Source organism: Flagellimonas marinaquae (genome assembly GCF_023716465.1).
Taxonomy (GTDB): domain Bacteria; phylum Bacteroidota; class Bacteroidia; order Flavobacteriales; family Flavobacteriaceae; genus Flagellimonas; species Flagellimonas alginolytica.
Genome location: NZ_CP092415.1, coordinates 398,998 through 419,779, shown reverse-complemented (window position 1 = coordinate 419,779; position 20,782 = coordinate 398,998). Strand labels below are relative to the sequence as shown.

At 45.4% G+C, this 20,782-nt stretch carries 8 protein-coding genes; 6 read left to right on the top strand and 2 right to left on the bottom strand.

Going from position 1 to position 20,782, the window contains the following annotated elements; genetic code table 11:
- Positions 1-12: 12 nt before the first annotated feature.
- Together rpoC and MJO53_RS01865 are read left to right on the top strand one after the other, a co-directional pair.
- Positions 13-4,311: a DNA-directed RNA polymerase subunit beta' gene (rpoC, locus tag MJO53_RS01870; RefSeq protein WP_252080262.1), complete on the top strand. Its 4,299-nt coding sequence runs from the start codon at positions 13-15 to the stop codon at positions 4,309-4,311.
- 56 nt (positions 4,312-4,367) lie between these two features.
- Positions 4,368-4,679 carry a DUF3467 domain-containing protein gene (locus MJO53_RS01865; RefSeq protein WP_224837697.1) on the top strand — a complete coding sequence of 104 codons (312 nt, stop codon included), beginning with the start codon at positions 4,368-4,370 and terminating at the stop codon, positions 4,677-4,679.
- 38 nt (positions 4,680-4,717) lie between these two features.
- On the opposite strand, the gene MJO53_RS01860 is transcribed toward MJO53_RS01865, so the two are convergent.
- Together MJO53_RS01860 and MJO53_RS01855 are read right to left on the bottom strand one after the other, a co-directional pair.
- A complete protein-coding gene (locus MJO53_RS01860) occupies positions 4,718-5,149 on the bottom strand; it encodes a hypothetical protein (protein WP_252080261.1) in 432 nt (143 codons plus the stop codon).
- 106 nt (positions 5,150-5,255) lie between these two features.
- Complete coding sequence (locus MJO53_RS01855; RefSeq protein WP_224837699.1) at positions 5,256-6,845, bottom strand: peptide chain release factor 3; 1,590 nt, start codon at positions 6,843-6,845, stop codon at positions 5,256-5,258.
- 395 nt (positions 6,846-7,240) lie between these two features.
- Here MJO53_RS01855 and MJO53_RS01850 point away from each other — a divergent pair, with 395 nt between their 5' ends.
- The 4 genes from MJO53_RS01850 to MJO53_RS01835 all read left to right on the top strand — a co-directional run bounded on the left by MJO53_RS01850 (position 7,241) and on the right by MJO53_RS01835 (position 20,762).
- Positions 7,241-10,873, top strand: coding sequence for a gliding motility-associated C-terminal domain-containing protein (locus MJO53_RS01850; RefSeq protein WP_252080260.1), 3,633 nt, complete (start codon positions 7,241-7,243; stop codon positions 10,871-10,873).
- Between the two features lie 13 nt (positions 10,874-10,886).
- Positions 10,887-11,834 carry a type IX secretion system membrane protein PorP/SprF gene (locus MJO53_RS01845; RefSeq protein WP_224837701.1) on the top strand — a complete coding sequence of 316 codons (948 nt, stop codon included), beginning with the start codon at positions 10,887-10,889 and terminating at the stop codon, positions 11,832-11,834.
- 11 nt (positions 11,835-11,845) lie between these two features.
- Positions 11,846-13,795: an OmpA family protein gene (locus tag MJO53_RS01840; RefSeq protein ID WP_252080258.1), complete on the top strand. Its 1,950-nt coding sequence runs from the start codon at positions 11,846-11,848 to the stop codon at positions 13,793-13,795.
- 406 nt (positions 13,796-14,201) lie between these two features.
- Positions 14,202-20,762, top strand: a complete 6,561-nt coding sequence (locus tag MJO53_RS01835; protein ID WP_252080256.1) for a hypothetical protein — start codon at positions 14,202-14,204, stop codon at positions 20,760-20,762.
- Positions 20,763-20,782: the final 20 nt, after the last annotated feature.

Below are 20,782 nucleotides of genomic sequence, written 5' to 3'. Positions count from 1 at the left end.
CACCATATTGTTATGGCTAGAATAAAAGATAATAACGCACAAAAAAGGTTCAACAAAATTTCCATCGGATTGGCCTCTCCAGAGTCAATCTTGGCAGAGTCCCGTGGAGAGGTGTTGAAGCCCGAAACCATTAACTATAGAACGCACAAACCAGAGCGTGATGGATTGTTCTGCGAGCGTATTTTTGGTCCCGTTAAGGATTATGAATGTGCCTGTGGTAAGTACAAAAGAATCCGTTACCGTGGAATCGTTTGTGACCGTTGTGGTGTTGAAGTAACGGAGAAAAAAGTACGTAGAGATCGTGTGGGGCACATCAACCTTGTGGTTCCCGTAGCGCATATCTGGTACTTCCGTTCACTGCCAAACAAAATAGGATACCTTTTGGGATTGCCTTCCAAAAAGTTGGATATGATCATATACTACGAAAGGTATGTGGTTATCCAGCCTGGTATTGCCAAAGGTCCAGAAGGTGAGGAAATCCACAAAATGGATTTCTTGACCGAAGAGGAATATTTGAACATTTTGGAATCCATTCCTACCGAGAACCAATACTTGGAGGATACCGATCCCAATAAGTTCATCGCCAAAATGGGTGCCGAATGTTTGATTGACATTTTGTCCAGAATAGATTTGGAGCAATTGTCGTACGAACTACGTCACAAGGCGAACACCGAAACATCAAAACAACGTAAGACCGAAGCATTGAAACGTCTTCAGGTAGTCGAGGCATTACGTGAATCACAAAACAACAGGGAGAACAACCCTGAATGGATGATCATGAAGGTGATTCCTGTGATTCCGCCGGAATTGCGTCCGTTGGTACCGTTGGATGGTGGTCGTTTTGCCACATCAGATTTGAACGATTTGTACCGTAGGGTAATTATCCGAAACAACCGATTGAAGCGTTTGATGGAGATCAAGGCGCCAGAAGTGATCTTGAGGAACGAAAAGCGTATGCTTCAAGAAGCGGTGGATTCCCTTTTCGATAACACAAGAAAAGCATCTGCGGTAAAAACAGAATCAAATAGACCATTGAAATCCCTTTCCGATTCATTGAAAGGTAAACAAGGTCGTTTCCGTCAAAACCTTTTGGGTAAACGTGTGGATTACTCTGCTCGTTCCGTAATCGTTGTTGGACCGGAATTGAAATTGTACGAATGTGGTCTTCCTAAAGATATGGCTGCCGAACTTTACAAGCCGTTCATCATCCGTAAGTTGATAGAAAGAGGTATCGTAAAGACGGTTAAATCAGCTAAAAAGATTATAGACAAGAAAGAGCCCGTAGTTTGGGACATTCTTGAAAACGTCCTTAAAGGGCACCCAGTATTGTTGAACCGTGCCCCCACATTGCACCGTTTGGGTATCCAAGCGTTCCAGCCTAAACTTATCGAAGGTAAGGCGATTCGTTTGCACCCATTGGCATGTACCGCATTCAACGCGGATTTTGATGGGGATCAAATGGCAGTTCACTTGCCATTGGGGCCAGAGGCCATTTTGGAAGCTCAATTATTGATGTTGGCTTCACAGAACATCCTTAACCCAGCAAACGGTTCCCCGATTACCGTACCATCTCAGGATATGGTCTTGGGATTGTATTATATGACCAAGCATAAAAAATCCACACCAGAAGAGCCTGTGTTGGGTGAAGGTTTGACCTTCTATTCTTCTGAAGAAGTGGAGATTGCCTTCAACGAGAAAAAAGTATCACTTAACGCCGGAATCAAGGTTAGGGCAAAGGACTTTAACGAAGAAGGTGAGTTGGTCTATCAAATTATAGAAACCACGGTAGGTCGTGTATTATTCAACACGGAAGTGCCGGAACAAGCAGGATTCATCAACCAGGTATTGAACAAGAAAGCCCTTAGAAACATTATCGGGGACATTCTTGCAGTGACCGATGTGCCTACTACTGCGGATTTCTTGGATAAAATTAAGGCCATGGGATACGATTTCGCCTTTAAAGGTGGTCTATCCTTCAGTTTGGGAGATATTATCATCCCGGCCGAGAAATTGGATATGATCGAAGAGGCCAATGGACAAGTTGATGGTATTATGATGAACTATAACATGGGTCTTATTACCAACAACGAACGTTACAACCAGGTAATTGATGTTTGGACCTCTACCAACGCCATGTTGACCGAGTTGGCCATGAAGCGAATTCGAGAGGACAAACAAGGATTCAACTCTGTGTATATGATGTTGGATTCTGGTGCGAGGGGTTCCAAAGAACAGATTCGTCAGTTGACCGGTATGCGTGGATTGATGGCCAAGCCTAAAAAATCTACAGCAGGAGGTGGAGAGATTATCGAAAACCCGATTCTTTCCAACTTTAAGGAAGGATTATCGATTTTGGAATACTTTATCTCTACCCACGGTGCACGTAAAGGTCTTGCGGATACCGCTTTGAAAACTGCGGATGCTGGATACTTGACCCGTCGTTTGGTGGATGTTTCACAGGATGTTATCGTTAATAGCGAAGATTGTGGAACCTTGAGAGGTATCGAAGTGGAAGCTTTGAAGAAAAATGAGGAAGTTGTTGAAACTTTGGGTGAGAGAATCCTAGGTAGGGTATCCTTACACGATGTTTACAACCCATTGACCGAAGAGCTTGTCCTAAGAGCAGGTCAAGAGATCAATGAAGCCGATGTTAAAAGGGTAGAAGCAGCTCCGATCGAGAAGATAGAAGTAAGATCACCATTAACGTGCGAGGCGCCACAAGGTATATGTGCCAAATGTTATGGACGTAACCTTGCTACCAATAAAATGGTACAAAGGGGTGAGGCCGTAGGTGTTGTTGCCGCTCAGTCCATCGGTGAGCCTGGTACACAGTTAACGTTGCGTACCTTCCACGTGGGTGGTATTGCAGGTAACATCTCCGAGGACAACAAATTGGAGTCTAAATTTGATGGTGTTGCCGAAATCGAGGACCTAAGGTTGGTAGAAGGAGAAAATAGTGAAGGTGGAAAAACCAATATTGTTATCTCCAGAACATCCGAAGTTAAGATTGTTGACCCAAAAACAGGAATTACCTTAAGTACAAACAACATCCCTTATGGTTCTCAGCTGTACATTAAAAATGGCGAGAAAATAGCAAAGGGAACTGTTATTTGCGAGTGGGATCCATATAACGGTGTTATTGTTTCCGAATTCTCTGGAGAGATAGCCTACGAAAACATTGAGCAAGGGGTTACTTACCAAGTAGAAATCGATGAACAGACCGGTTTCCAAGAAAAAGTAATCTCCGAAAGTAGGAACAAAAAACTTATTCCAACCTTGTTGATCAAGGATGGTAAAGGAGAAACATTGCGTTCGTACAACTTGCCGGTTGGTTCACACCTTATGATCGATGATGGCGAAAAGGTGAAGGAAGGTAAGATTTTGGTGAAAATCCCACGTAAATCTGCTAAGGCAGGGGATATTACCGGAGGTCTTCCGAGGGTGACCGAGCTTTTCGAGGCCCGTAACCCATCCAATCCTGCCGTTGTATCCGAGATTGATGGTGTTGTTTCCTTTGGTAAGATCAAGCGTGGTAACCGCGAAATCATTATTGAATCTAAGACAGGTGATATCAAAAAGTACTTGGTTAAATTGTCCAACCAGATTTTGGTCCAGGAGAACGACTACGTACGTGCCGGTATGCCATTGTCCGATGGTTCAATTACCCCAGAGGATATCTTGGCCATTAAAGGACCATCTGCAGTACAGCAATACTTGGTGAACGAGGTGCAGGAAGTATATCGTTTACAGGGTGTAAAGATTAACGATAAGCACTTTGAGGTTGTTGTTAGGCAAATGATGCGTAAAGTTAAGATTCAAGATCCAGGTGATACCATTTTCTTGGAGAATCAATTGGCACACAAAGATGACTTTATCAACGAGAACGATGAGATTTTCGGTAAAAAAGTTGTTGAGGATGCTGGTGATTCCGAAAGGTTGAAACCAGGACAGATAGTAACAATACGTGAGCTAAGGGATGAGAACTCTATTCTTAGAAGAGAGGACAAGACCTTGGTGGTTGCAAGGGATGCAGTTGCTGCAACGGCAACACCTATCTTGCAAGGTATTACAAGAGCATCATTGCAGACCAAATCCTTTATATCTGCGGCATCGTTCCAGGAAACTACAAAAGTATTGAACGAAGCTGCTGTTAGCGGTAAAGTTGATACCTTGGAAGGTCTGAAAGAGAATGTAATCGTAGGACATAAGATTCCGGCCGGTACAGGTATGAGGGATTATGACAGTATCATTGTAGGTTCCAAAGAGGAGTACGATGAAATCATGGCTCGAAAAGAGGAATTCAAATTCTAAATAAAAACAAACCCTGGCCTTTAGGTCGGGGTTTTTCTTTTTAAGATAAATACAATATGGCTGAAGAAAAGAAGAATCAGAAACAGATCAATATAGAGTTGGATGAGAAAACAGCGGAAGGAACATATTCCAATTTGGCTATAATCAACCACTCGGTATCAGAGTTTGTGGTGGACTTTATTAGTTTGATGCCGGGCGCTCCCAAGGCAAAGGTGAAAAGCAGAATAATCCTAACGCCACAACATGCCAAAAAACTGCTCAAGGCATTAAATGAAAATGTAAATAGGTTCGAAAGTGCCCATGGAACAATTCAGGACTATGAGCAACCTCCGATTCCATTGAATTTTGGCCCTACTGGAGAAGCATAAAAAAAGCCCCTTTTTAAAAGGGGCTTTTTTTATTGATTTTATGTTAACCAACCTTTCTCAATTCCCTTTTTAGAGAATAAAATCAGGTAAATCCCAATTATTATCACAATTACGGGCATGGCATATGTAGAAGGTCCAAAAGCTTCCACGGCATTGGAGATAAACAACCAATGGATGAATTGAACCACTGCGGCCAATAGCGAAAGAATAAATAGTGGCCGGGCCCATTTTTTACGCAACAGTAGTCCAATACAGGCCAAAGTTCCGGAGAATACAGCAAGGGCAAATGCTGCCGTGGCCCATTCCGGTATGCCTTCGAAAGCTTCACGTTGTGCTTGGTCTAAAGTTTCTAAGATAGCCTGTTGGTTAAAAGCTTGATTGAGATAGTTGAAAACACCCATTAAATTCCATAAAAGTGCGATAATGCTTACCACCCAGAACCAAGTAGGCGGTTTTACTGTAGTTGTCATAGTTTGCTTAATTAATTGGTTATACCAATCAATGTACAAAAAAAAGAAATATGAACTTATATAATCAATTCGTTTTCAACCTTGTATGCGTTGGTTAAAAAAAGGATTATTCAAACTCTGAAGTATAGTGCAGTTTTACGGAAGGGTACTTTTGTTGGGTCATCTGTAACGAAAATGGGGAATCTGCCAAAAACACCAATTGCCCTCTTTTGTCGGTAGCCAAAAACTTTTGCTTTACCCTTTTGAATTCTTGGAACTCTTCATTGTTTTCATCTTCAGCCTCTACCCAGCATGCTTTATGGACCGGAAAATTTTCATAGGTACACTTGGCCCCGTACTCGTGCTCCAATCGATATTGGATAACTTCATATTGCAGAGCACCAACGGTTCCAATAACTTTCCTTCCGTTCATTTCCAGGGTGAACAATTGGGCGACACCTTCATCCATTAATTGATCAATTCCCTTGTACAGTTGCTTGGCCTTCATTGGGTCTGCGTTGTTGATATATCTAAAATGCTCGGGAGAAAAGCTCGGAATGCCTTTGTAGTGCAGTTCTTCACCGCTGGTCAAAGTGTCCCCTATCTTAAAGTTGCCCGTATCATGAAGCCCCACAATATCCCCTGGATAAGAGATGTCCACAATCTCTTTTTTCTCTGCAAAGAATGCGTTTGGGCTGGAGAACTTTAGCTTTTTTCCTTGTCTTACGTGTAGATAGGGAGTGTTGCGTTCAAAAGTACCTGAAACAATCTTAACAAAAGCCAATCTGTCCCGGTGCTTGGGGTCCATGTTGGCATGTATTTTAAATACAAATCCGGAGAAATCCTTTTCGTCTGCCTTGACCAAACGTTCCTCGGCCTTTTTTGGTCTGGGAGAGGGAGCGATATCCACAAAACAATCCAAAAGTTCACGTACACCAAAATTATTCAGTGCAGAACCAAAAAAAACAGGTTGCAACTCACCTTTAAGATAGGCTTCTTTGTCAAAATCCGGGTAAACACCATCTACCAGTTCCAAGTTGCCGCGTAACTCTTCGGCTGCGTTGGCCCCGATAATTTCTTCAAGCTCTGGATTGTCGAGGTTATCAAAAGCAATGGTCTCCTCGATGTTTTTTTTGCTATTGCCGCTAAACAGATTAATGTTTTTTTCGTAGATGTTGTAGATTCCCTTGAAATCGTATCCCATGCCTATCGGAAAGCTTAAAGGGGTAACGGACAAACCTAATTTTTGTTCTACTTCGTCCAAGAGATCAAAAGCGTCTTTTCCCTCACGATCCAATTTGTTGATGAAAACGATCATTGGAATATTTCGCATACGACAGACCTCGACGAGTTTTTCCGTCTGCTCCTCCACACCTTTTGCCACATCAATAACAACAATAACGCTGTCCACCGCGGTGAGGGTCCGGAATGTGTCCTCGGCGAAATCTTTGTGCCCTGGGGTATCCAGGATATTTATCTTTTTGTCTTTATAAATAAACGCTAAAACCGAAGTAGCGACCGAAATACCCCTTTGTCTTTCGATTTCCATAAAGTCACTCGTAGCGGACTTTTTTATTTTGTTGCTTTTTACGGCTCCCGCTTCTTGGATCGCACCACCGAACAAAAGTAATTTTTCGGTCAAAGTAGTTTTACCGGCATCCGGGTGGGAAATGATACCAAAGGTTCTTCGTTTCGCTATTTCCTTTTGAAATTCCATCAACAAAAATTTCGGCAAAAATAGTGGATTTATCTGTTATGCCCCGAATTTTGGCAATGAATCACGATTGTTAATATTATTGGAAAAAAATTACCGAAATAAACCGGTCAAAACGAAAAAGTGAAGTATTTTTCGGCCGTTTTAATAGCACTGACCATTAAAGTGTGGGTTATATACCATTGGTGAATCGACAATCCAGTCAATAATATTGATGAACATGCCTTTTATCGATTAAAATAGGAGGTGATAGTCAAATAGTTTAACTATGTGACGTAATTGTGTCGAGATGTGTCAAATGGACCAGTGACATTAAAACAAACAAGAAAACCCCAATTTTCTTACAATTACGAGAACCACTTTTTGCCATGGTGATAGTTGACCAAAACTTATCATTTATGGACAAAATTACTTTTGTGAGACTAAATAACCCGCTACACAAACAGTTCGTGTTTACGATGTTCTTTGTGGTATTTGGCTTTGCATCGCATTTTAGTGCAGCCAATACTTTTGATTTTACAACTCCCTTAGGTCTCGATCTAGAAAATAGCTATAACTCTCAATCCCTTACATTTGGTTTTCAGCGAACTTCGTTATGGGATCCTTTGTCGTTTTGTTACGGAAGCGACGATTGTGATGGCGATGGGGTTACCACAGATCAAGAAAATATAGATGGTACAGACCCAAATGACCCATGCGATTTTGTTTTGGCTCACCAGAACTGTGCACCGTCCGACAAATGGAAAAAAATGGATTGTGATGGGGATGGGGTTACTAATGGCAGGGAAAAGCATGACGGTACCGATCCCTTAGATCCTTGTGATTTTGTTTTGGCACACCAGAACTGTTCGCCGTCTTACAAATGGAAAAAAATGGATTGTGATGGGGATGGGGTTACTAATGGCAGGGAAAAGCATGACGGTACCAATCCACTAGATCCTTGCGATTTTGTTTTGGAGCACCAGGATTGTGCACCGTCCCAGGAATGGAAGAAGTTGGATTGTGATGGAGATGGGGTAAGTAATGGCCAGGAAAAAGAAGACGGTACCGATCCACTAGATCCTTGCGATTTTGTTTTGGAGCACCAGGATTGCGCACCGTCCCAGGAATGGAAGAAGTTGGATTGTGATGGAGATGGGGTAAGTAATGGCCAGGAAAAAGAAGACGGTACGGATCCACTAGATCCTTGCGATTTTGTTTTGGAGCACCAGGATTGTGCACCGTCCCAGGAATGGAAGAACTTGGATTGTGATGGAGATGGGGTCACTAACGGCGATGAGAAGGAAGATGGCACAGACCCATTGGATTCATGCGAATATAACCCAGATAGTGTAACCCTACCACAAAGTGGGGACTATCTGGATGCTGATTGTGATGGCGACGGGGTTACCAACGGCGACGAGATAGAAGATGGAACCGATCCTTTGGATTCCTGTGATTTTAAACTGGAAAGTCAAACCGTCACCCCCGATTCTACTTGGATAGACGCCGATTGTGATGGTGATGGGGTGACCAACGGCGATGAGAAGGAAGATGGTACGGATCCTTTAGATCCGTGCGATTATAATCCAGAAAGCGTTACCCTGCCGCAATCTGCAAATTGGGAATCCCTTGATTGTGATGGCGACGGAAACCCGAATGATACGGACCCTGACCCTTTGACGGTAAATGCCAATGACGATTTTGGTTCGACACCCGCAACTATTGAGGTTGCAATAGACATTTTGGAGAATGATGATTTTCTTCCCAACAATGCACCTAACAATGTCGGTGTTACCAATATTGAAAGAATTGGAGGCAGCGCTGTTGGAGTAGTTGTTTTTAATAATGATACTGGTTTTGTAAACTATATACCGGAAACATCTGAATCAAATTCCACCGTTTCCATAGTGTATCAGGTGTGCAACATACTGCCCGACCCAAGTGTGTGCGCAACTGCCACGATTTATATAGAAATCGGAGCGAATGCTCTGGATGCCGTAGATGATACATTTACGGCGGAAACAGGAGATGGGGGAACCATTCCGAACAGCAATGTGCTAACCAACGATACGTACAATGGAGAACCTGTTTCCTTGGAAGATGTGGTGCTGACCTCCACACCAACGGACCAGTTGACCATCAATGCGGACGGGACCATCAGCGTAGTCCCCGGAACCGAAGCGGGAACCTATACCATTGAATACACGATATGCGAGGTAGCCGATTCCGGCAATTGCGATACCGCTACTGTTACCGTTGAGGTGCTCCAAGGACCGGGCAATGTACTGGATGCCGTAGATGATACATTTACGGCGGAAACGGGAGATGGGGGAACCATTCCGAACAGCAATGTGCTAACCAACGATACGTACAATGGAGAACCTGTTTCCTTGGAAGATGTGGTGCTGACCTCCACGCCAACGGACCAGTTGACCATCAATGCGGACGGGACCATCAGCGTAGTCCCCGGAACCGAAGGGGGAACCTATACCATTGAATACACGATATGCGATGTAGCCGATTCCGCCAATTGCGATACCGCTACTGTTACCGTTGAGGTGCTCCAAGGACCGGGCAATGTACTGGATGCCGTAGATGATGCCTTTACGGCGGAAACGGGAGATGGGGGAACCATTCCGAACAGCAATGTGCTATCCAACGATACGTACAATGGAGAACCTGTTTCCTTGGAAGATGTTGTGTTGACCTCCACGCCAACGGACCAGTTGACCATCAATGCGGACGGTACGATCAACGTAGTCCCCGGAACCGAAGCGGGAACCTATACCATTGAATACACGATATGCGATGTAGCCGATTCCGCCAATTGCGATACCGCTACTGTTACCGTTGAGGTGCTCCAAGGACCGGGCAATGTGCTGGATGCCGTAGATGATGCCTTTACGGCGGAAACGGGAGATGGGGGAACCATTCCGAACAGCAATGTGCTATCCAACGATACGTACAATGGAGAACCTGTTTCCTTGGCAGATGTTGTGTTGACCTCCACCCCAACGAATCAGTTGACCATCAATGCGGACGGGACCATCAACGTAGTCCCCGGAACCGAAGCGGGAACCTATACCATTGAATACACGATTTGCGATGTGATGGATGTCAATAATTGTGATACAGCAACGGTGACCGTTGAAGTTTCAGAAGGTATGGGTAACACTATTGATGCCGCAGATGATACCTTTGTGGCGGAAACGGGAGATGGGGGAACCATTCCGAACAGCAATGTGCTATCCAACGATACATATAATGGAGAACCTGTTTCCTTGGCAGATGTGGTGTTGACCTCCACACCAACGGACCAGTTGACCATCAATGCGGACGGGACCATCAGCGTAGTCCCCGGAACCGAGGCGGGAACCTATACCATTGAATACACGATTTGCGATGTGATGGATGTCAATAATTGTGATACAGCAACAGTGGCCGTTGAGATTATAGAAGGGATGGAAAATGTAATTGATGCAGTGGACGATACCTATAATGCTGGAATCGGCGGGGGACCAATAGAAAATAGTAATGTTCTGGACAACGATACCCTCAATGACAATCCCGTTTCAATTACTGATGTTATACTCACATCGACACCTACGAACGAATTGTCTGTCGAAGAAGATGGCAGTATAAGGGTGTTCCCGGGTACACCGGTAGGAACATATACCATAGAATATACCATTTGCGAAGCTGCAAACGGAAATAATTGCGACACTGCTATAGTTACGGTGATTGTAGAAGAAATCGAAGTAAATCAAATGTTGACCCCTAATGGAGACCTTAAGAACGATTTCCTATTTATTCGAGGGGTCGAGTACATAAAGTCGAGCACATTGAAAATATTCAACCGTTGGGGAACCCAAGTTTTCGAAAGTGCCAATTACGATAACGTGAACAATGTTTTTGATGGACGGGTTCGAGGTAGATCGGCTATTAGCGTTAATGATTACCTACCGGCCGGGGTTTATTTTTATATTTTTAACTATGAAACGGCCCAAGGAAGTTTCACGGATTCCGAATACATTTATATAAGCAGGTAACTATTTTGATAGAATGATAAAGAAGCATTTTTTTATAGCATTGTTGTTTGTTGGCGCGATCATTACAGGCGCAAAGGCCCAACAAGATGCACAGTACACCCAATACATGTACAATACTTTGAGTGTTAACCCTGCCTACGCCGGTTCCAGAGGACAATTAAGTTTTGCCGGTTTGTACCGTTCGCAATGGGTTGGTCTAGATGGAGCACCGGAAACCTTTACCTTGAACTTGCATTCTCCCATACGAAACAGTAGGTTGGGATATGGGATTTCCATTGTGAACGACAATATTGGCGACGGGGTGGTCCAAGAAACCTATTTGGATGCTGTGGTCTCCTATACGATCGATGTCTCCATGGATGCAAAATTATCCTTTGGGTTAAAGGCAGGGGGAAACATGTTGAGCCTCGACTTTAATGGGTTGCGGAATTTTGACCAAGAAGTGGTCAACCAGAACAATATAGATAATAGGTTTACTCCAAACTTTGGATTGGGAATCTACTATCATACCGATAAGTTTTATGCTGGTGTCTCTGCCCCTAACGTGTTGGAATCCGAATATTTTGATAACGATAATTCGGACGATGGTATCAACTTTCTCTCAGCAGAACGAATGAATATTTATTTGATAACCGGATATGTGTTCGATTTGGGTGCCGACCTGCAGTTTAAGCCTGCTTTGCTTACCAAAGCTGTGGGAGGTGCGCCTTTGCAAGTAGATCTTTCCGCCAGTTTCCTATTTGCCAACAAGTTCAGTTTTGGAGCGGCTTATCGCTGGGATGCTGCAGTAAGTGGCCTGGTAGGATTTCAGGTTACCGACCAGATTATGCTAGGGTTGGCCTATGATCGCGAGACCACAGAATTGGGCGGAACGCAGTTTAACGATGGTTCATTTGAAGTTTTCTTAAGGTTGGAATTGTTAAAATCGTTCCAAAGGACCATATCACCAAGATTCTTTTAATTTAGACCGGAATGCTGAAAAGATTACTCACATTATTGATTATCGTTTGCGGAGGTATTGTTAAAGTGTCGGCCCAGCAAGATAGTATCCCCGACAAACAACTGGTTCGGATAATGGAAAAGGCGGACGAACGCTACAATCAATATTCCTTTAGTCCCGCCATAGATATCTATAAAAAAGTGCTGGATAAAGGTTATACCTCCGCAGATTTATTAAAGAAACTGGGGAATTCTTATTACTTCAACGCTAAATACCAAGAAGCGGCCGAAATCTACAAAAAATTGGAGGCAACATACCCTGATCAGATGTCGGTGGAAGATGTATTCCGATATGCACAAAGCTTAAAGTCGGTAGGCGAATATGACGATGCAGCAAAAATTATGGCCAGTTTCAAGGAAATGACATCGTCCATGGTAGACTATGACGAAGATTACATGGCCAAAATTGAAAAGAATTCAGGAAGGTATTCTGTCAAACAGTTTCCTTATAACAGTAAGTATTCCGATTTCGCAGCAGCGTATTACGAAGAAGGACTCATATTTGCCTCTGACCGCGACACAGGTAATTTTGCGCGATACCGCCATACTTGGAACGCCAGGGACTTTTTGGATCTCTACAAAGTGAATGCCGACAGTATATCCAACAATAAAGTGGTAAAGTTGGGGGGAGAGGTAAATACCAGACTGCACGAATCTACTTCGGTAGTTTCCAAAGATGGATCTACGATGTATTTTACACGAAATAATTTTTTCGATGGAAGAAAGAAAAAGGATGAAGAAGGAATTATAAGGCTAAAGATCTATAGTGCCGAGAATATTGATGGTATATGGACGAATATTGTGGAACTTCCATTTAATAGTGATTCATATTCCGTGGCCCATCCGATGTTAAGCCCCGACGGCAAGAAACTTTATTTTGTTTCCGACATGCCGGGAAGTCTGGGAGAATCGGATATTTTCGTTACCGAGATTATAGGTGATGGCACCTATGGCCCGATCAAGAACCTGGGGAGTAACATCAATACCATGGCAAGGGAAACATTTCCTTTTATTTCTACTGATGGCGTGCTCTATTTTTCTTCGGATGGACATCAGGGATTAGGTGGGTTGGATGTGTTCGCGACCAAGATCGCATACAACGATTACACACAACCGGTGGTCAATGTGGGAAGACCCATTAACACCCCCAAGGACGATTTTTCATACATATACGACCCGGGCGACCAAACTGGTTATTTCTCTTCCAACCGTGATGGGGGAATGGGAGACGATGATATTTATGAGTTTGTGGAGAACGAACCTCTAATGTTGGATTGTATTCAGGAAATTACCGGGACCGTACGAGATAGAATTTCCAACGAAGTGTTGGCAGGGGCAACGGTAAAAATAATTGATGAGGAAAATAATGAGGTTTCCTCTACCATAACGGATTCCAACGGAAATTATATTTTGGAATTGGATTGTTCCAAAGGCAATTTTGTGCGGGCTTCTCGGGACGGATATGTTCCGGCCGAAGAGTATTTACCCATATCCGATGGAAAACCGAAAATTGTCGATTTTTATCTGGAACGCGATTTGGTTACCGGAGGTTTTGGGGATGATTTGGCAAAGCTACTTCAATTGAGCACGATTTACTTTGATCTTAACAAATATAACATTAGGCCGGACGCAGAAATAGAAATACAAAAGGTAATCGTGGCTATGGAAAAATACCCGAGCTTAAAAATAAAGGTCAACTCGCACACCGATAGTAGAGGAGTGGACGCATATAACCTTTGGTTGTCGCAAAAAAGAGCACAATCAACAGTTGATTATATGATGTCCAAAGGAATATCTTCAGAAAGATTGAAAGGAGAAGGATTCGGGGAAACCCGATTGGTGAACAATTGTGCCAACGGCGTACAATGTTCAGAGGAACAACATCAGCTCAATAGAAGGTCGGAGTTCATAATTTATGAGTAGACGTTGATTCAAAACAAATTAAAACGGCCCTTTTTTATTAAAAAGGGCCGTTTTTTTTATAGGGTATTATGCTCGGTTTCTATAAAGGGCCCGTTTTTCCGGCCAAAGCACATTCGTAACAGAATCTCATTGAAATTCACTTTTGGCATTGGTCGATATAATTGGGCTTATCGGCGAACTGTCTTAAAAAAATGATAAAAAAGAAAAAAGGTTAACCTCAATTATTAGGGCTTAGACCGTAGGATTTAATGCGTTCACAACAATTATTTTCTACCCCTATATGTCTGGGTAATTTTGTTGGGTGATTAAAATTAGGTGTGTTCCATTTATAGGTAAATCATCCTTTTTTTAATGTTTTCGAACAACAAAAACACAGCATATTAAATTCTCAACTAATAGTAGCCTCATGAAAAAGAGCATTCTAGCCCTAACGTTCCTCCTTTTTACAGGAATTGCCTTTTCTCAAACTACCGTTACCCTTCAGGACCAATGTAATTGTGAGGTTCTCAAGGGTACTGATGTTTCCACATCGGGAGCGGTTACCCCGACAGGAGCGGATTTGGGAGATATTTATGTGAACACCAATACAGGGACCATTTATTTTTGGGATGGGGATTCATGGGAACTTACCGCTACAGATGACCAACAATTGACCGGATTCAATTTTGATGGTGTAACAAATACGTTATCATTAACATTGGAAAATGGGGGCACCGTAAACGTTGATTTGAGCAGTTTGAGCGATGTTTTTACGGATACAAATACAACCATAGCATCATTTGGTATAGATGGTACAAACACAAACCTTGTAATCACTGATTCCGAAGCAAATACCTTTGCTGTGGCGTTGGTGGACTTGGCAGCGTTGATCAATACGGATAATCAAACGCTTACCGAGGTTTTATCGCAAGGTAACGACGCTGGCGGAGCTACAATAACCAACTTGGCTGTTCCAGTTAATCCGCAAGATGCCGCCACAAAGGCCTATGTGGACAGTGTGGCCGACGACGATATTACGGGAGTGAGCTTCGATGGTGGGACCAACGAGGTAACGGTAAGCGAGGGCGGCACGAGCTTTTCTGCGGACCTGTCCTCTTTGGACGATAGCGCCGGAGTAGCAGCCAATGCCGCGGACATCGCCAACAACACTACTGCGATCGGTAACAATGCCACGGATATTTCGAACAACGCTACCAATATCTCTAACAATACTACGGCTATTGGTAACAATGCTTCGAACATCACAGCGAACGCTTCGGACATCGCCAATAACACTACGAACATTTCGAACAATGCGAGTGCAATAGCGACGAACGCTTCGGACATTGCCAACAACACTACGAACATTTCGAACAATGCGAGTGCGATAGCGACGAACACTTCGGACATCGCCAACAATACTACGGCTATTGGTAACAATGCTGCAAACATCACAACGAACGCTACCGATATAGCCACTAATGCCACGAACCTTGCCAACCATATCTCAGCCGACGGAGATCTATCGGATACGAACGAGATCCAGAACATCGAGGAAGTGCTGACTGACGGGAACGATGCGAACGGTCTAGTGCTGACGGGCCTTGGAGCCCCGACCGCTGGTAGCGATGCCGCCACAAAGGCCTATGTGGACAGCGTGGCCGACGACGATATTACTGGGGTGAGCTTCGATGGCGGGACCAACGAGGTAACGGTAAGCGAGGGCGGTACAAGTTTTTCTGCGGACCTGTCCTCTTTGGACGATAGCGCCGGAGTAGCGGCCAATGCCGCGGACATTGCCAACAACACTACGGCGATCGGTAACAATGCTTCGAACATCTCAACCAACACTACGAACATTTCGAACAATGCGAGTGCGATAGCGACGAACACTTCGGACATTGCCAACAACACTACGGCGATAGGTAACAATGCCACGGATATTGCGAATCATATAGCGGCCGATGCCGATACGAACATTGGTAACGAGTATAACACGGGAAGTTCCATAACGGACGGAGTTATCGGAATTACCGATGGGGGCGGGACTGAATCTATCGATTTGATCAGTTCGGACCTGAACAACAATATAACCTTTGGTTCAGATGGGGCGCTATATTTGAATGTTGCCTCGGTATCCATTGCAGAGACCAATACCTCCTTGTCCTATAACGATGCAACTGGAGAATTGACATACTCCAATGAATTGGGCAATAATCCGGTTGTTGACATTTCAGGTTTGGACGATAGCGCTGGAGTAGCTGCCAATGCCGCGGACATTGCCAACAACACTACGGCGATCGGTAACAATGCCTCTGATATATCGAACAACGCTACCAATATCTCCAACAATACTACGACTATTGGTAACAATGCTACTAACATCACAGCGAACGCTACCGATATAGCCACCAATGCCACGAACCTTGCCAACCATATTTCGGCCGACGGAGATCTATCGGATACGAACGAGATCCAGAACATCGAGGAAGTGCTGACTGACGGGAACGATGCGAACGGTCTAGTGCTGACGGGCCTTGGTGCCCCGACCGCTGCGAGCGATGCGGCTACAAAGGCCTATGTGGACAGTGTGGCCGATGACGATATTACTGGGGTGAGCTTCGATGGCGGGACCAACGAGGTAACGGTCAGTGAGGGCGGTACAAGTTTTTCCGCGGACCTGTCCTCTTTGGACGATAGCGCTGGAGTAGCAGCCAATGCCGCAGACATTGCCAACAACACTACGGCGATCGGGAACAATGCTGCGAACATCACAACGAACGCTACCAATATCTCCAACAACACTACGAACATTTCGAACAATGCGAGTGCAATAGCGACGAACACTTCGGACATCTCCAACAATACCACGGCTATTGGTAACAATGCAACGAATATCACAACGAACGCTTCGGACATTGCCAACAACACAACGAACATTTCGAACAATGCGAGTGCGATAGCAACGAACACTACCGATATAGCCACTAATGCCACGAACCTGGCCAACCATATCTCGGCCGACGGAGATCTATCGGATACGAACGAGATCCAGAACATCGAGGAAGTGCTGACTGACGGGAACGATGCGAACGGTCTAGTGCTGACGGGCCTTGGAGCCCCGACCGCTGGTAGCGATGCCGCTACAAAGGCCTATGTGGACAGTGTGGCCGACGACGATATTACGGGAGTGAGCTTCGATGGCGGGACCAACGAGGTAACGGTAAGCGAGGGCGGTACAAGTTTTTCCGCGGACCTATCCTCTTTGGACGATAGCGCCGGAGTAGCTGCCAATGCCGCGGACATTGCCAACAATACTACGGCTATTGGTAACAATGCCACGGATATTTCGAACAACGCTACCAATATCTCCAACAATACTACGGCTATTGGTAACAATGCTGCGAACATCACAACGAACGCTTCGGACATCGCCAACAATACTACGGCTATTGGTAACAATGCTGCAAACATCACAACGAACGCTACCGATATAGCCACCAATGCCACGAACCTGGCCAACCATATCTCAGCCGACGGAGATCTATCGGATACGAACGAGATCCAGAACATCGAGGAAGTGCTGACTGACGGGAACGATGCGAACGGTCTAGTGCTGACGGGCCTTGGAGCCCCGACCGTTGGTAGCGATGCCGCCACAAAGGCCTATGTGGACAGCGTGGCCGACGACGATATTACTGGGGTGAGCTTCGATGGCGGGACCAACGAGGTAACGGTAAGCGAGGGCGGCACGAGCTTTTCTGCGGACCTATCCTCTTTGGACGATAGCGCCGGAGTAGCGGCCAATGCCGCGGACATCGCCAACAATACCACGGCGATCGGGAACAATGCTGCGAACATCACAACGAACACTTCGGACATCGCCAACAATACTACGGCGATAGCTAACAATGCTGCAAACATCACAACGAACGCTTCAGACATCGCCAACAACACTACGGCTATAGGTAACAATGCCACGGATATTGCGAATCATATAGCGGCCGATGCCGATACGAACATTGGTAACGAGTATAACACGGGAAGTTCCATAACGGACGGAGTTATCGGAATTACCGATGGGGGCGGGACTGAATCTATCGATTTGATCAGTTCGGACCTGAACAACAATATAACCTTTGGTTCAGATGGGGCGCTATATTTGAATGTTGCCTCGGTATCCATTGCAGAGACCAATACCTCCTTGTCCTATAACGATGCAACTGGAGAATTGACATACTCCAATGAATTGGGCAATAATCCGGTTGTTGACATTTCAGGTTTGGACGATAGCGCCGGAGTAGCGGCCAATGCCGCGGACATCGCCAACAACACTACGGCGATCGGGAACAATTCCGCAGACATTGCCAACAACACAACGAACATTTCGAACAATGCGAGTGCGATAGCAACGAACGCTACCGATATAGCCACCAATGCCACGAACCTGGCCAACCATATTTCGGCCGACGGAGATCTATCGGATACGAACGAGATCCAGAACATCGAGGAAGTGCTGACTGACGGGAACGATGCGAACGGTCTAGTGCTGACGGGCCTTGGTGCCCCGACCGCTGCGAGCGATGCCGCCACAAAGGCCTATGTGGACAGCGTGGCCGACGACGATATTACGGGAGTGAGCTTCGATGGCGGGACCAACGAGGTAACGGTCAGTGAGGGCGGTACAAGTTTTTCTGCGGACCTATCCTCTTTGGACGATAGCGCTGGAGTAGCAGCCAATGCTGCGGACATTGCCAACAACACTACTGCGATCGGTAACAATGCCACGGATATTTCGAACAACGCTACCAATATCTCCAACAACACAACGAACATTTCGAACAATGCTTCGAACATCTCAACCAACACTACGAACATTTCGAACAATACGAGTGCGATAGCAACGAACACTACCGATATAGCTGCCAATGCCACGAACCTGGCCAACCATATCTCAGCCGATGGAGATCTATCGGATACGAACGAGATCCAGAACATCGAGGAAGTACTGACCGACGGGAACGATGCGAACGGTCTAGTGCTGACGGGCCTTGGTGCCCCGACCGCTGCGAGCGATGCTGCCACAAAGGCCTATGTGGACAGCGTGGCCGATGACGATATTACGGGAGTGAGCTTCGATGGCGGGACCAACGAGGTAACGGTAAGCGAGGGCGGTACAAGTTTTTCCGCTGACCTATCCTCTTTGGACGATAGCGCTGGAGTAGCTGCCAATGCCGCGGACATTGCCAACAACACTACGGCGATCGGTAACAATGCCTCTGATATATCGAACAACGCTACCAATATCTCCAACAATACTACGGCTATTGGTAACAATGCTACTAACATCACAGCGAACGCTACCGATATAGCCACCAATGCCACGAACCTTGCCAACCATATTTCGGCCGACGGAGATCTATCGGATACGAACGAGATCCAGAACATCGAGGAAGTGCTGACTGACGGGAACGATGCGAACGGTCTAGTGCTGACGGGCCTTGGTGCCCCGACCGCTGCGAGCGATGCCGCTACAAAGGCCTATGTGGACAGTGTGGCCGATGACGATATTACTGGGGTGAGCTTCGATGGCGGGACCAACGAGGTAACGGTAAGCGAGGGCGGCACGAGCTTTTCCGCGGACCTATCCTCTTTGGACGATAGCGCAGGAGTAGCTGCCAATGCCGCGGACATCGCCAACAACACTACAGCGATCGGTAACAATGCTTCGAACATCACAACGAACGCTTCGGACATTGCTAACAACACTACGAACATTTCGAACAATGCGAGTGCGATAGCGACGAACACTTCGGACATCGCCAACAATACCACGGCTATTGGTAACAATGCTTTGAACATCACAACGAACGCTTCGGACATTGCCAACAACACAACGGCGATCGGGAACAATGCGAGTGCGATAGCAACGAACACTACCGATATAGCCACCAATGCCACGAACCTGGCCAACCATATCTCGGCCGATGGAGACCTATCGGATACGAACGAGATCCAGAACATTGAGGAAGTGCTGACTGACGGGAACGATGCGAACGGTTTAGTGCTGACGGGCCTTGGAGCCCCGACCGTTGGTAGCGATGCCGCCACAAAGGCCTATGTGGACAGTGTGGCCGATGACGATATTACGGGAGTGAGCTTCGATGGCGGGACCAACGAGGTAACGGTAAGCGAGGGCGGTACAAGTTTTTCTGCGGACCTATCCTCTTTGGACGATAGCGCCGGAGTAGCGGCCAATGCCGCGGACATCGCCAACAATACCACGGCGATTGGTAACAATGCCACGGATATTTCGAACAACGCTACCAATATCTCCAACAATACTACGGCTATTGGTAACAACACTACGAACATTTCGAACAATGCGGGTGCGATAGCAACGAACACTACCGATATAGCTGCCAATGCCACGAATCTGGCCAACCATATTTCGGCCGACGGAGATCTATCGGATACGAACGAAATAAACACTCGTTTTGAGGTTAACGGTGCTAACCTTGAAATTGAGGATAGTAACGGTACATTACAAGTTCCTCTAGCAGATATAAATAATCAAGATGCATCAGAAGTGAACTCTGATTCTCCAGTAGATGTAGATGGTGATGGGAATACCGAATCAACTGTTGAAGATGTTATACAGGATATTGCGCGAATCACATCCAAAGCAGCGAGAATATTTTACCCACCGTCCATCGCAATAGATGCATCGACCAATGGTACGGGGAGAACAATCAATTTATATTCTCAATATTTGGCACAATATGGGTCTCCGACTGTGAGAAGTGCGGGTGCTCCAGCAGCAATTCCAACCTATGGTGCAACCGAATTATATTACTATGTGACCTATGCGGACCCAACAGTGTTTGCTAATATGACTATAGATGCCAACGGTGTTCTAACTTATGATATCATAGGACAGCCGGCAGATTATAATGCATTGATCAATGTGGTATTTGTGGTAAAATAATAATGTATAAAGACGGATAG